The 13,874-nt window shown below is 63.9% G+C and carries 13 protein-coding genes and 1 pseudogene; 4 read left to right on the plus strand and 10 right to left on the minus strand.

Annotation, left to right across the window (positions count from 1 at the left end; translation table 11 throughout):
- Nucleotides 1-170: 170 nt before the first annotated feature.
- The 7 genes from hflX to MU846_RS07235 form a co-directional block, all read right to left on the minus strand.
- Nucleotides 171-1,553, minus strand: a complete 1,383-nt coding sequence (hflX, locus tag MU846_RS07205; RefSeq protein WP_246951066.1) for a ribosome rescue GTPase HflX — start codon at nt 1,551-1,553, stop codon at nt 171-173.
- Between the two features lie 88 nt (nt 1,554-1,641).
- Nucleotides 1,642-1,923 (minus strand): RNA chaperone Hfq, encoded by a 282-nt coding sequence (hfq, locus tag MU846_RS07210; protein WP_246951069.1) that lies wholly within the window; start codon nt 1,921-1,923, stop codon nt 1,642-1,644.
- A gap of 390 nt (nt 1,924-2,313) precedes the next feature.
- Nucleotides 2,314-3,327: a tRNA (adenosine(37)-N6)-dimethylallyltransferase MiaA gene (miaA, locus tag MU846_RS07215; RefSeq protein WP_246951071.1), complete on the minus strand. Its 1,014-nt coding sequence runs from the start codon at nt 3,325-3,327 to the stop codon at nt 2,314-2,316.
- A gap of 30 nt (nt 3,328-3,357) precedes the next feature.
- The gene (gene mutL / locus MU846_RS07220; RefSeq protein WP_246951073.1) at nt 3,358-5,217 is read right to left on the minus strand and encodes a DNA mismatch repair endonuclease MutL; all 1,860 of its coding nucleotides are present in this window, start codon (nt 5,215-5,217) and stop codon (nt 3,358-3,360) included.
- On the minus strand, nt 5,217-6,599 hold the full coding sequence (locus MU846_RS07225; protein WP_246951083.1) for an N-acetylmuramoyl-L-alanine amidase: 1,383 nt from the start codon (nt 6,597-6,599) through the stop codon (nt 5,217-5,219). The genes mutL and MU846_RS07225 overlap by 1 nt, the downstream gene beginning before the upstream one ends.
- Before the next feature lie 46 nt (nt 6,600-6,645).
- On the minus strand, nt 6,646-7,095 hold the full coding sequence (gene tsaE / locus MU846_RS07230; RefSeq protein WP_246951091.1) for a tRNA (adenosine(37)-N6)-threonylcarbamoyltransferase complex ATPase subunit type 1 TsaE: 450 nt from the start codon (nt 7,093-7,095) through the stop codon (nt 6,646-6,648).
- A complete protein-coding gene (locus MU846_RS07235) occupies nt 7,092-8,588 on the minus strand; it encodes an NAD(P)H-hydrate dehydratase (protein ID WP_246951093.1) in 1,497 nt (498 codons plus the stop codon). The genes tsaE and MU846_RS07235 overlap by 4 nt, the downstream gene beginning before the upstream one ends.
- A 71-nt stretch (nt 8,589-8,659) precedes the next feature.
- On the opposite strand from MU846_RS07235, the gene queG reads away from it, so the two are divergent.
- Nucleotides 8,660-9,718 (plus strand): tRNA epoxyqueuosine(34) reductase QueG, encoded by a 1,059-nt coding sequence (gene queG, locus MU846_RS07240; protein ID WP_246951095.1) that lies wholly within the window; start codon nt 8,660-8,662, stop codon nt 9,716-9,718.
- A gap of 117 nt (nt 9,719-9,835) precedes the next feature.
- Here queG and MU846_RS07245 read toward each other — a convergent pair whose 3' ends face one another.
- The 3 genes from MU846_RS07245 to MU846_RS07255 form a co-directional block, all read right to left on the minus strand.
- Nucleotides 9,836-10,231 carry a hypothetical protein gene (locus tag MU846_RS07245; protein WP_246951100.1) on the minus strand — a complete coding sequence of 132 codons (396 nt, stop codon included), beginning with the start codon at nt 10,229-10,231 and terminating at the stop codon, nt 9,836-9,838.
- A gap of 103 nt (nt 10,232-10,334) precedes the next feature.
- The gene (locus MU846_RS07250) at nt 10,335-11,438 is read right to left on the minus strand and encodes a fatty acid desaturase family protein (RefSeq protein WP_246951102.1); all 1,104 of its coding nucleotides are present in this window, start codon (nt 11,436-11,438) and stop codon (nt 10,335-10,337) included.
- Nucleotides 11,439-11,451: 13 nt separating this feature from the next.
- Complete coding sequence (locus MU846_RS07255; RefSeq protein WP_246951104.1) at nt 11,452-12,528, minus strand: ferredoxin reductase; 1,077 nt, start codon at nt 12,526-12,528, stop codon at nt 11,452-11,454.
- A 149-nt stretch (nt 12,529-12,677) separates the two neighbouring features.
- Between MU846_RS07255 and fabR the strand changes: the two genes are divergently transcribed.
- The 3 genes and pseudogenes from fabR (at nt 12,678) to MU846_RS14750 (ending at nt 13,868) form a co-directional block, all read left to right on the plus strand.
- On the plus strand, nt 12,678-13,346 hold the full coding sequence (gene fabR, locus MU846_RS07260; protein WP_246951105.1) for an HTH-type transcriptional repressor FabR: 669 nt from the start codon (nt 12,678-12,680) through the stop codon (nt 13,344-13,346).
- A 230-nt stretch (nt 13,347-13,576) separates the two neighbouring features.
- Nucleotides 13,577-13,657: pseudogene (locus tag MU846_RS14745) on the plus strand (hypothetical protein); the annotation flags it as partial.
- A gap of 121 nt (nt 13,658-13,778) precedes the next feature.
- Nucleotides 13,779-13,868 carry a hypothetical protein gene (locus MU846_RS14750; RefSeq protein ID WP_371738714.1) on the plus strand — a complete coding sequence of 30 codons (90 nt, stop codon included), beginning with the start codon at nt 13,779-13,781 and terminating at the stop codon, nt 13,866-13,868.
- Nucleotides 13,869-13,874: the final 6 nt, after the last annotated feature.

A 13,874-nucleotide genomic window follows, 5' to 3' on the forward strand; every position in this document is an offset into this window, starting at 1 on the left:
CGGGCCTTGGTTGCACATCCTTACCGGCCACCCCGCAGGTAGCCGCACATCGTTCGCCGGACGCCGCCCCGAGCCGCGATTCTACACGAACATCCGCCGCGTCAGGGGACAGAAAGTCGACGCCCGATGTGATCTGGTGACCAGTTCCGGGGCTGCCGTGTTACAGCCAGTCAGTGCAGGCGGCTGGGATTGTAGGAAGCAGGGCCGTCGCCTGCAACCGGCGGCACCGCGCCCGGCGCCACTGCCACATCTGTCTCCGACAGGCCGGCCGAGCGCAGCAAACGCTGGAAATGCACCCGGTTCACCCGCACACGCAACAGCATGGCACCCTCCTCGGACGTGCGCTCATCCAGCACCTCACCAGCCTCATGCAGCCGGGCGCGCAGGCCGCCGGCGGTCACCGGCAGCCGAACCCACTGATCGACCCAGCCCAGGGCAACGCGCTCTGCCATCGCTTCGTGCAGCAGCGCAAGCCCTCGCCCGGACTGCGCCGATACCCAGACGCGCCAGGGCAGCCCCTGCTCATCGCGCTCGATACGTGGCGCCTCATCAAGCAGATCGATCTTGTTGAACACATGCAGCACCGGCAGGGTATCGGCGCCGATTTCCTCCAGCACTTCGTTCACCGCATCCACATTGCTGTCACGTTCCGGCGCCGAGGCGTCGGTAATATGCAACAGCAGGCTGGCGCCGAGGGTTTCTTCAAGAGTGGCACGAAACGCATCCACCAGCCGGTGGGGCAAATGGCGGATGAAGCCGACCGTATCGGCCAGAATAGCCGGGCCGATACCGGCGATACGCACCCGGCGCAGCGTCGGATCAAGCGTGGCGAACAACTGATCTGCTACATACACATCCGATTCGGTGAGCCGGTTGAAGAGTGTCGATTTGCCGGCGTTGGTATAGCCGACCAGTGATATCAGCGGCGCCTCGGACCGCTCCCGCGCCCGCCTGCCCTGGGCTCGCTGATTGCGCACCTTGACCAGTCGCCCCTCGATGCTGCGAATGCGCTCGCGCACCAGCCGGCGGTCAGTCTCCAGCTGGGTTTCCCCCGGCCCGCGCAACCCGATGCCGCCTTTTTGCCGCTCAAGGTGCGTCCAGCCGCGCACCAGCCGCGTGGACAAGTGGCGCAGTTGCGCAAGCTCCACCTGCAAGCGCCCCTCATGGGTGCGCGCCCGCTGGGCAAAAATGGCCAAGATCAGCCCGGTACGATCCAGCACCCGGCATTTCAGCGCGCGCTCGAGATTACGCTCCTGGCCCGGCGAGAGCGCGTGATTGAACAACACCACATCGGCGTCTTCCGCCGCCACCACATCATGCAGCTCGCGCACCTTGCCGCTTCCCACAAAAGTGGCCGGGTCAGGGCTTTCCCGCCGCCCGGTGACTTCAGCCACTGCCAGCACACCGCTGGAAGCAACCAGATGGTGAAACTCGTCGAGATCTTCCGGGCCGAGGCTATCCGGTAATTCCAGGTGAACCAGTACCGCACGCTCTAGGGGGCGGCCAGAGGGGGCGTCACCAGGTGACGCATCGGGACGTTCAAAAAATTCCATTCAGATACCGGCAACTGGAGCGTGTGCGACCAGGGAGCGCCGGTGAAGCGATACCGGGCCGGCGCTACCACACCAGCCCGGTATCGAATCAGGCATTCCCCGCGAAGTCGTCATTATTGGCGTTGGCACCCATGGCAGGATTGCCACCACCCGGGCCCGAAGCACGTGGATTGCGTGCCGGCACAACGGTGGAAATAGCGTGCTTGTAAACCATCTGGCTGACTGCGTTCTTCAGTAGCACCACATACTGGTCGAACGATTCGATCTGTCCCTGCAACTTGATTCCGTTTACCAGAAAAATGGAAACCGGAATACGTTCCTTTCTCAGCGCGTTGAGAAAAGGGTCTTGTAGCGAGTGCCCTTTTGACATCGTTATCTCCTTGATTTTTCACACACAAAGCAGCGCCCCGGGAAACATCCGAAACGGGGGATGGCCAGATGACCAAAGCCGGACAAATATCCCCAGAGCAAGTCAGCGCAAAACCGGGCAAACCCCGGACCTTTTTGTTTCAGATTGTTGAAATAGCGCGCCAAGGCTATTTTTCAACCCGCAGCGACAGATGTTTTCTCGCAAAAACGAAGCCACACCCATACACCACGCCATCGCCAACCGGAGCAAAACCGCTCCGAACGGCGGGCAGGCCATCCCTGACCTGCCCCGGCAACCCGCATGGTGCGCGGGTTGCCGCATGTTCGTCTGTTGCCCGGGGAAAAAGTTTCCGGCCAGTCGGCGACCACCCCAGTGCAACAAGCAGCAGAATCAACGGCTACTAAACACCGATTCCGGGCCGCTTTCAAGCAGCGCCCGTGCCTGAGCAGTCAGGTCCGGCACATCGCTATCCAGCCAATGCAAGCCCGCCCAGCCCCGCAGCCAGGTGAACTGCCGCTTGGCCAGCTGGCGCGTCGCTGCCAGCGCCTTCTCCACCATCTGCGAATAATCGTATTGCCCATCCAGATATGCCCACACCTGCCGATACCCCACCGAGCGCATCGCCGGCAGCTCGGCGTGCATGCCCGGCTGCGCCCGCAGCGCCGCCACTTCATCCACCAGGCCCTGCGCCAGCATCGCTTCCAGCCTCAGGGCGATGCGCCGATGCAAGTCGCTGCGGTCTTCGGGGGCGACGGCCAATTGCACCGTCCGGTAGGGGAACGCCGGGCCGTTGGCGCCAGCCTCGCTCTGGCGCTGATGGTGTGCAGAGAGGGGTATGCCGGTGAGGTGATAAACTTCCAGCGCCCGCTGCAGCCGCTGCCCGTCATTCGGCTTCAGGCGCGCCGCGGTAACCGGATCAACCGCTGCCAGCTGCGCGTGCAATGCCGGCCAGCCGAGCCGCTGCGCGTCGTCATTCAACTGCGCTCGCAATGCGTCGTCCGCTGGCGGCAGATCGGCCAGCCCTTCCAGCAGGGCGCGGTAGTAGAGCATGGTGCCGCCGACCAGCAGCGGCACCCGGCCCGCCTCATGCACCGTCTTTATTTCGCGCAGCGCGTCGTGACGAAAATCCGCCGCCGAATACGGCTCACGAGGGTCGCGAAAACCGAGCAGCCGATGGGGCGCCTTCGCCAGCACCTCCGGCTCGGGCCGGGCGGCGCCGATCTCAAGCCCGCGATAGACGAGCGCCGAATCGACGTTGATGATCTCCAGCGGTAGCTGCTGCACCAGCTCCACCGCCAAGGCAGTCTTGCCCGAGCAGGTCGGGCCCATCAGAAAGATTACAGGCGGGGCTGAAGAAAGAGGCATGGCCATGCAGAACACACCGGCAGCAGACAGGGTGGGCATGATACACCAGCGCTGCCGGTGCTGCCGTGTTCAGCGGCCGCGCAGAAACAGTTTATCCAGCTCTTTCAGCGAGAGCTGCATCCATGTCGGCCGCCCGTGGTTGCACTGGCCGCTTCGTTCGGTGGCTTCCATATCGCGCAGCAGGCGGTTCATTTCGTCTGCGCTCAGGCGGCGGTTGGCACGCACGCTGCCATGGCAGGCCATGCTGGAAAACAGCTCGTCCATATGGCGCTCGATACGCTCGCTACTGCCTTGCGCCACCAGATCGGACAACACATCTCGCACCAACGCCTCCACATCGGCGCCTCGCAGCAGCGCCGGGATTTCCCGCACCACCAGCGTTTCCGGCCCGGCGCGCTCGACTGTAAAGCCAAGCCGCTGAAACACGCCCGGCTCGGTTTCGGCAAAATCCGCCTCGCGGGAGGACACCGCAATCGACAGCGGCACCAGTAGCGGTTGCGGGCGCACCTTCTCCTGCTGCCACGCCTGCTTGAGCCCTTCGTAAGTGATGCGCTCGTGGGCCGCGTGCATATCCACCAGCACCAGGCCCTCCGCGTTCTGCGCCAGAATATAAATACCGTGCAATTGCCCCAGGGCGAACCCCAGCGGCGGCACTTCGCCCGGCTCAGGCTCGGGCAGGCCGGCGGCAAGCGGCGCTTCTTGAACTCGCCGCTGCATCATCGGCGATGCTGCCGGGGGTGCGCCGCCGAGCAAGGCGCCATAGCGCTCCGCTTGCAGCATACCGTCACCGCCCTGACCAGCCGGGGCGCTCTGCCAGGCCTGTGGCGAACGTGGCGGCACCAGCGTCATGCGCGCCTGTTCGGTCAACCCTGTCTCAGTGCCGGGCTGCTCCACGGCGCGCACCGCTGGCGCCGGCGCTTCACCGGGGCGCAATTCGGCCACGGCCCGGTGCAACGAGCGAAACAGGAAATCGTGCACCATGCGCTGTTCGCGAAAACGGACTTCATGCTTGGTCGGGTGCACGTTGACATCCACCAGCGCCGGATCAAGCTCCAGGAACAGCACATAGGCGGCATGGCGGCCGTGATACATCACATCCCGGTAGGCCTGCCGTACAGCATGATTCACCACCTTGTCGCGGATCACCCGGCCATTGACGTAAAAGTGCTGCAAATCTGCCTGGGCGCGGGAAAAGGTCGGCAACCCCACCCAGCCATGCAGCCGCAGCCCGGCGTGCTCGATATCCACCGGCACCGATTGTTCCATGAATGCCACACCGCACAGGCGCCCCACCCGCTGGCTGCGGGCAGCGTGCTCCTGCGCGATCGGCAGTTGATGCACCACTTTCTGGTTGTGCATCAGCCGGAAGGCGGTATCAAACTCCGATAACGCGATGCGCCGGAACACCTCTTCCAGATGGTTGAACTCGGTTTTCTCGGTGCGCAGAAAGCGACGGCGCGCCGGCGTGTTGAAAAACAGATCACGCATTTCCACGGTGGTGCCCTGCGGATGTGCAGCCGGGCTGACCACGGGCGCCATGTCGCGCCCTTCGGCCATCACCTGCCAGCCGCTGGCCTCGGCGCCGTCGTTGCTGGTCAGCGTCAGGCGCGACACCGAGCTGATAGCGGCCAGCGCCTCGCCCCGGAAACCGAGGCTGCCGATGGCTTCCAGATCTTCCACGGCGGTAATTTTCGAGGTGGCGTGGCGCGACAATGCCAGCGGCAAATCCGCCTGGGAGATGCCGGCGCCGTTGTCACGCACGCGGATCAGCCGCACCCCGCCCTGTTCGACTTCCACTGAAATCTGGGTCGCACCGGCATCCAGCGCATTCTCCAGCAGCTCCTTGACCACGGAGGCCGGGCGCTCGACAACTTCCCCGGCAGCAATCTGGTTGGCCAGGCGAGGGTCTAACAGTTGAATAGGTGACATCAGGTTCCCGGAATCGTCAGCACCTGCCCGACACGGATCAGATCGCCGGACAGGCTGTTGGCTTCCCGCAAAGCGGCTTCTGTGGTGCTGTACCGGCGCGCAATCGCCGACAGCGTCTCGCCCGGTTGAATGCGGTGGCTGGCCACGCTGGCGCCGTTGTTGCGCCGGCGCTGTTCGGCAAACCAGCTGCCCGGCGCCGGGTGGTGTTCGAAATAACGGCGCACGCCGTTGAGAATGGCACGGGCGATTTTTTCCTGATGCTCGGCGGTGCGCAGCTTGCGCTCCTCCTCGCGATTGGAAATGAAGCCGGTCTCGACCAGCACCGACACCATGCTCGGCTCGCGCAGCACGGCAAAATTGGCTTGCTCGACAGTACGCCGATCACCGTGCAGCTTGGTCACGGCGCCCATCTCTTCCAGCATCTCGCGCCCCATGAACAGGCTGTGCGCCATGGAGCCGCTCATGGTCATGTCGGCAATCACGCCGAGCAGGCCGCTGTTGTCCTTTTCTTCTTCATAGACGCCAGCAACGCGGTCGGAGTCGTTGGCCATGCGCGCCAGATAACCGGCACGCGCACTGGTTGCGCCATGGTTCGACAGCGCAAACACCGAGGCGCCATGGGCACGGGAATCGGTAAATGCATCGGCGTGCAGCGAGATGAACACATCCGCGCCGTGCTTTTCTGCCGCCAGCCGGCGCCGCTCGGCCAGCGGCACATAGTAATCACCGTCGCGGATCATCACCGGCTCGATGCCCGGCGCGTCTTTCATCAGGCGCTCCAGCCGGCGTGCAATCTGCAGCACAATGGTTTTTTCGTACACGCCGCTGGGGCCGATGGCGCCCGGATCTTCGCCGCCGTGGCCGGCATCGATGGCCACGATCATGCTGCGCGGCCCGCCTTGTTCCTCGACCACTTTTTCCATGCTGCGCACGGGCTGCGGGTCACTGTCGAACAGATCCACCACCAGCCGCCAGCCGTGCGGCTCGATCGGCTTCAGCAAATTGGTGCGCGGGCGCACCGGGGCATCCAGATCCAGCACCACCCGCGTCATGTCGTTGGCATGGCGCCCGACGCGAATGCCGGTGATCGGTGCGCCGGTCAGATCAAGCCGGTTCATTTCGTATTTCAGCTCGACGCCGCTGAGATCAATCACCAGTCGCTCGGGGTTGCCGAGGCGATCCACCTTGTGCTCCACCGGCTCGGTCAGATCAAACACAATACGGGTATGATCCGGCGCCCGGTGCAGGCGCACCGAATCCACCACCTGGGTTGCCTGCGCTGTCGATGCCGCCAGCAGCATCGGCCAGGCGAGCAGCATGGCGAGCACGCGCCGTAGCAGAGCTGTCGATTCAGGCTGTCGCTGGTTTGCCGTTCGCCTCACACACGCTTCCTGTCTCAATGCCTCTCTACCTGTGCGGCTCAACCGCTCAAGTGCTTCCGGGCTGGCTTGCTGCGGGCCTCGCGCCTGTCAGCACAGCCTCACGGCCGGGCAGCGCTACGCGCAACGTAATATGTATATCCGGCTGCGGCAGCACCCCCGTGCCACGCTGTGGCCATTCCACCAGACACAGGGTGTCACTGGCAAAGTAATCACGAATCCCCATCAATTCCAGCTCTTCGGGATCGCCCAGCCGATAAAGATCAAAATGATATACATTGATCGCCGGCAGCTCATAGGGTTCCACCAGAGTATAAGTGGGGCTCTTCACCGGGCCCTCATGCCCCAAGGCACGCAACCAGCCGCGCACCAGTGTGGTCTTGCCTGCACCCAGATCACCTTCCAGAAATACCACGCCGCCACGAGGAAACATTGCCGCCAACGACGCGCCCAGCGCTTCGGTGGCCTGCTCATCTGGCAGATAATGTGTTTCGCTCATGGGTTGAGCACTCCCGGCAGCTGTTGCAGCAAATCCGTCGCCAGCATCCCGCGCTCGCCGAGCAGAGCCGCCACGCGATCACCGGCCAGCGCATGGGCCAGCGCTGCAGCCTGTGCCGCCTCGGCTGGCGCCAAGCCCTGCGCCACAAGGCCGCCGATGACACCACTGAGCACATCGCCCATGCCACCGCTGCCCATGCCGGGATTGCCGTAGCTGATCACCGTGGGCATGGCCATGCGGCCGCTGTCGATCACGGTTCCGGCGCCCTTGAGCAACACTGTTCCGCCCATCTCGGCCTGCAAACGCGCCACCGCAGCAAAACGATCCGCCTGCACAGCCTCGGTGGCAATGCCCAGCAGACGAGCTGCCTCGCCGGGATGCGGGGTGAGAATCCAGTCCTCGCGGGGCCGGTAATCCACCGCGTCACACAACAGATTCAGACCATCCGCATCGACCACCAACGGCCGTTGCGCGGCCAGCGACGCCCGCAGCAGCACGCGCCCCCACTTGCCCTGGCCGAGACCAGGCCCGGCCACAACCACCGTGGCGCGTTGCAGCAGCGGCGCGAGTTCGTCACTGCTCTCTACCGCGTGCGCCATCACCTCGGGCTGGCGCGCCAGCAGCGGTGCGATGTGCTCCACACGGGTCGCGACCGAGACCAGCCCGGCACCGGTGCGCGCCGCCGCCTGCGCGGCCATGACCACCGCGCCGCCATAACCATGATCGCCGCCGATGACCAGCACATGGCCATAGCGGCCCTTGTGCCCGGTGCGTTGCCGGCGTGGCAACCAACGGGCCAGCGCCGCCGGTGACGGGCGCCAGCTGGCCGGGGCCACCTCTGCATACACTTCAGGATCAACACCCAGGTCGTCGAACCACAGCCGGCCGCTATGTTCGGGCCCGCTGCCGGTCAACAGCCCCTGTTTGGCGCACAAGAACGTCACCGTCGCATCGGCGCGGATCGCCACACCCTGCGCTGCGCCGGTATCGGCGCTCAGGCCGGAGGGAATATCCAGCGCCAGCACCGGGCGGCCGGCGGCATTGATGGCCTTGATCACCGCTGCCGTCTCCGGCCGTACCCGTTGCGCCAGGCCGGTGCCCAGCAGGGCATCCACCACCAGATCGGCGTTATCCAGGGCCGCGCTCAGCTCGCTGACGCGCACCCGTGGCAAGCGCTCGGTCTGCGCTGCCATCAGCGCGGCCTCGCCGTTGAGTGTTGTTTCCGGGGCCAGCGGCAGCAGCACCGGCGACAGCCCGGCTTCTGCCGCCAGCCGCGCCACCACATAGCCGTCACCGCCGTTGTTGCCGGCGCCGCAACACACCAGCAGCCGCCGTGCGCGAGGAAATTCCTGCCGCAATACGGCAAACGCCGAGGCGCCGGCACGCTCCATCAGCGTTCCCTGCGGCAACAACTCGTCCGCCAGCGCCAGCGCATCAATGGCGCGGCTGCCGGCGGCGGTGTAAAGCTGTTGCGGGAGTTCCAATACAGGCATGTGCTTGTGCTTCGTCTACTGACCCGGAGAATGGCACGATTATACGCCACCCGACAGACACACGCCCGATCATGCCTTTTCGAGAGCTTGCCGCACAAATCAGACAATGGGGCCAGGAGCTTGGCTTTCAGCAGGTAGGCATTGCCGATACCGATCTGACCCATGCCGAGGCGCAGCTGCACGCCTGGCTGGAGGCCGGCTATCACGGCGGCATGGAATGGATGCGCGCGCACGGCAACAAACGCAGCCGCCCGGCCGAGCTTGAGCCGGGCACCTTGCGCGTGATTTCCGTGCGCATGGACTATCTACCGCCGGATACCGAACCCGTCCAACGTCTCAAGCAGCCGGAGAAAGCCTATATCTCCCGCTATGCGCTGGGGCGCGATTACCACAAGCTGATGCGCAAGCGGCTGGCCCGGCTCGCCGAGCTGATCCGCCAGGCGGCCAGCGAAAGCGGGCTGGCGCGTGCGTTTGTGGACAGCGCGCCGGTGCTGGAAAAACCACTCGCGGCCAAGGCCGGCCTCGGCTGGCAGGGCAAGCACACGCTGATCCTCAACCGCCAGGCCGGCAGCTGGTTCTTCCTCGGCGAAATTTACACCGATCTGCCGCTGCCGGTGGATACGCCGGTCACGGCGCACTGCGGTTCCTGCACTGCCTGCATTGATATCTGCCCTACCGCGGCGATCGTGGCGCCGTATCAGCTGGATGCCCGGCGCTGCATTTCTTATCTCACCATCGAGCACCAGGGCGACATTCCTGAGCCACTGCGCGAGGGCATCGGCAATCGCATTTTCGGCTGCGACGATTGCCAACTGGTCTGCCCCTGGAACCGCTACGCCCGGCACACTGGCGAGACGGACTTTCACCCGCGGCACCAACTCGACAACAGCGATCTGGTGACGCTGTTCGGCTGGTCGGAAGACGAGTTCTTGCAATACACCGCCGGCTCGGCGATTCGCCGCACCGGCTACCACAACTGGTTGCGTAATATTGCGGTGGCGCTGGGCAACGGCCCCGCCAGCCCGGCGGCGCTGGAAGCGCTGCGGCAGCGGCTGACGTTTCCCTCGGACATGGTAGTGCGGCACGTGCACTGGGCGCTGGAACAGCTGGCATTGCAGCAGCGCGCCTGACAGGCGCGCCCCCGACAAAGCAAGCTAGAAGGGACAGAAACAGATGAAAATAAAAGGCGCTCGGTCATGGCTCGCCAGAGCATTCGGCGGGCCACGGCCTGCACGGGTTGGCGCTGGCTAGTCTCGCTCGAACGCCAGCGAGCCGATCATCTCTCGCACCGTTTCGATTTCCTCGTTGCGATCGTCATCAGCGCAGTTGTAGCTGATCTCCAGCGCCAGGTGATCGGCAGCCAGATACCAGAACTGCCAGAATTCGCCATCACCCCGCTGCACAAAACTGATGCCACGAAAATCACCGGCAATCACTTTCTCCGGGCGCAAGCCGGCTTCCAGCTGCTCGGCCGCCAGCTGCTCAAGATCTTCCTGAGTGACCGCCTCGTCTTTTTCCAGGCCACCCACTTGCAGCACACCAACACCTTCCGGGTGCGAGAAAATCGCCACGTCGTCGAGATCTTCCGCATCCCAGCCATCGGGCACATCCAGCGACCAACCGATTTCTTCAAAGTCAGACATGGGGCAATACCTGTCATAGTATGTAGACACCGCAGTGTACTACTCGCAGGGCCCTAAAGGCACCGCCCGGCAAGGCCAGCCTGGCGGCTGCCCGCTGCGTTGCTCAGTCACTGACCAGGCTGCGCCCCTCCAGCGACGCCGGCTTGCTCGGCAAGGCATAACGCAGGATGCGCCAGACCACCTGCCCGAACTGCACCCACAGCGAGCCGGTGTTGTAATGCAGCCCATAACGCTGACAAATCGCCTGAATTTCTTTCGACAGCGCAGCGTAGCGGCGCGCAGGAATGTCCGGGAACAGATGATGCTCGATCTGATGGCTCAGGTTGCCGGACAGGATATGAAACACCCGGCCACCACGCAGATTGGAGGAGCCGAGCAGCTGGCGCAGATACCACTGGCCTCGGCTTTCGTCCTTGAGCACGCTCTTGGGAAACACCGCCACCTTGGCGGTGAAGTGCCCACAAAAGATGATCATGAACGTCCACAGATTGCGCAAGCCGTTGGCGACCAGATTACCGAGCAACACCGGCAGGAAAAACGGCCCCGCGACAAGCGGAAAGAACACATAATCCTTCAGCAGCTGCCGGCGCATTTTGCGGCCGATGGGGCGGAACTGCTCGCCCAGCTCGTCGCGACTGATTCGCCCTGCAAAATAGGCGCCCAGACGCAAATCCTGAATCGCCACACCCCATTGGAACAGCAAAGCAAAAACCACTGCATACAACGGCTGGCCGAGGAAGAAGGGCCGCCACCGTTGTTCCGGGAACAGCCGCAACAGGCCATAGCCGATATCGTCGTCCATGCCTTTGACATTGGTATAGGTGTGATGCTTGAAATTGTGCGTCTTGCGCCAGCTATCGCTGGTGCCGACGATATCCCACTCGTAAGTCTTGCCGTCAAAGCGCGGATCGTTCATCCAGTCATATTGGCCATGCATGACGTTGTGCCCCAGCTCCATGTTCTCCAGGATCTTCGACAACGCCAGCAGCAACGTGCCGAGCACCCAGGCAGGCGGGAAAATACCGAAGAACAGCAGCCCGCGCCCGGCCAGCTCGGTATAACGCACGGTGGCATGAATCCGGCGAATGTAGCGAGCATCTGCTTCGCCGATATCCGCCAGTGTGCGCTCACGCAGCGCATCTATTTCGGCGCCGAATTGTTCTATTTCTGCGGCACTCAAAGCCTGCCGCGCAACTGACTTGCTCATGCTTTCCATCCGTTCAGAGATCCAGCGAGATATCGCCGCGTGCGCGACTGACGCACAGCCGTAGTGCCGCCACCGGCTCGGGGTTGATGCCGCCGCCAAGCAAATCTTCGGTGCTGCCCGCCAGCTTGCCGCAAGCGCAGGTATTGCAAATGCCCATCCGGCAACCGTACGCGGGGCGCTCGCCGGCTGCTTCCAACGCCGGCAACAACGCCATGCCGGCCGGAATCGTCAGTTCACGGCCACTGCGCGCCAGTGTCACCCGCACTGGTTGCGATTCCGTGACCGGCGACAGCGCCGGCGGCGTGAAGGCTTCTGCAGAAAACGAGGCGACTTTACCGGCCAGCCCCTCCCGCACCGCGCCGACAAAACCGGCCGGCCCGCAGGCATAGGCCAGTTGGCCATCCAGCGCGGGCACCAGTTCGGCCAACAGCGCCGCATCCGGGCGGCCCGCCCGTTCGTGCGGCAGCAGCGACGCCTCGCGGGTCAGGATGGTGTGCAAACGAAAGCCCGGCAGCCGCTCATGCAACCGGCCCAGCTCATTGAGAAAACACAGGTCGGCGCGTGTGCGGGCCCAGTACAACAAGGTAATGGGCGCCGTGGATGCCCGCTGTTCGGCGGCATGCCGCAACAGGCTGATCAGCGGCGTGATGCCGGAGCCCGCCGCCAGAAACAGCCAGGGCTGTGCCGGGTCAGGCGGGGTCATGTCACCGAACGCAGGGCCGATTTCCAGCACATCTCCCACCCGGCAGCGCTGCGTGAGCCAGCTGCTCATGCGGCCTTCGGGTACGCGTTTGATGGTCAACGCCAGGCGGCGCCGGCTTGACCAGTCCGGGCTGTAGGAGCGCGTCAGCCGTACCCCCTCCACGGCGGCCGTCACGTTCACGTGCTGGCCTGGCAAACCCTGGCGCACATGGCGGTTCGGGCGCAGGATCAGCGTCACGGTATCCCGCGCAACCACTTCACGCGCCACCACTTTTGCCAGCGGCCGCTCCCAGCTGAGTGCAGGTGTAAAGTGCGCCGCCCAGAAATCGAACACCACCGGGTTGACCAGCGGCGAGATCAGGCGGGCGATGGGGCGGATAACAGACATGGGTATGTTCCCGGCGACAGAAGGCGCAATAATATACAGTCGTATATATACCTGTCCAGACGCTCTGCGAGCCAATCTGGGGTATTATCGGTGCGCACTGGCCCTGCCGCCTGCAAGCAGGCTGGCCCTCACCCGCAAGGCAGAATTGCATGACCGCTCACGAGACCGCTCACGAGACCGCCCCCGCGCCACGCCCCCATCAGGGCCGGCGTGCCGTCATCTCCCGGGATGATCTGATGGCCGCTGCGCTGAAGCTGGTCGGCCCGCATCGCAGCGTGTCCACGCTGAGCCTGCGCGAAGTGGCGCGGCAGGCCGGCATTGCGCCCAACAGCTTCTATCGCCATTTCCGCGATGTGGATGAGCTGGCAGTGGCGCTGATCAATCAGGCTGGCAGCGCCTTGCGGCAGATCATCGGTGAAGCGCGCACGCGTGCCACCGCCGAGCGCAGCGTGGTGCGCTCGTCCGTGGAATCTTTCATGGAGCAGCTACGGGCCGATCAGAAATATCTGCATCTGTTGCTGCGCGAAGGCACCGTTGGCTCGGATGCGTTCAAGAGCGCGGTGGAGGAACAGCTGGGCTACTTCGAAGAGGAGCTCTGCCAGGATCTGATCCGGCTGGCCGAACTCAAGGGCACCGGCATTCACGAGCCACAGCTGGTGGCGCGGGCGATTACGCGCCTGGTGTTCGCCATGGGCGCGATGGCCATGGACCTGCCGGAAGACCAGCACCCGGCACTGGTGACACAGGTGGAAACCATGGTGCGCATGATCATTCTCGGCACTCAGAGCATGGCGACGCAGCCAGGCCAGCCGGAATGAGCACCTTGCCACACATGTATATGATGGCCCACGCTCCATGCACTCAGCGGCACCCGTGACACCAGGTTGCGGCACGTCACCTTCATCCTGCGCGGCAGCGGCGACCTGATCAGGGTCATTTCCGCCAGAGCCATCAGCCACCAAAAGAGCCTTCAGCTACAAAAAGAGCCATCAGTCACAAAGAGCCATCAGCCCTAAAAGCCATGCACCGCAAAGAGAGGGCTTTTTTTATGAGCAAAGCCGAAAAAACGCCTGATTTCAACAGCGAAGCTGAAGAACGCGCGTTCTGGGAAGTCCATGATTCCAGTGAATACGTTGACTGGCGCCAGGCCACACCCGCCATTTTGCCAAATCTGAAGCCCTCGACGCGCACCATCTCCCTGCTTCCCTGTCTCCCTGCGCCTGCCCGAAGCGCTGCTGGATCGCATCAAGGTGGAGGCCAACAAGCGGGACATGCCCTACCGGCCCCTGATCAAGGCACGGCTGGCCGAGCATGTAGAGAAAAGCCGGCAGCGCAGTTAGCCCTGC

The sequence above is a fragment of the Alcanivorax quisquiliarum genome (assembly GCF_023051175.1).
Lineage (GTDB): Bacteria > Pseudomonadota > Gammaproteobacteria > Pseudomonadales > Alcanivoracaceae > Isoalcanivorax > Isoalcanivorax quisquiliarum.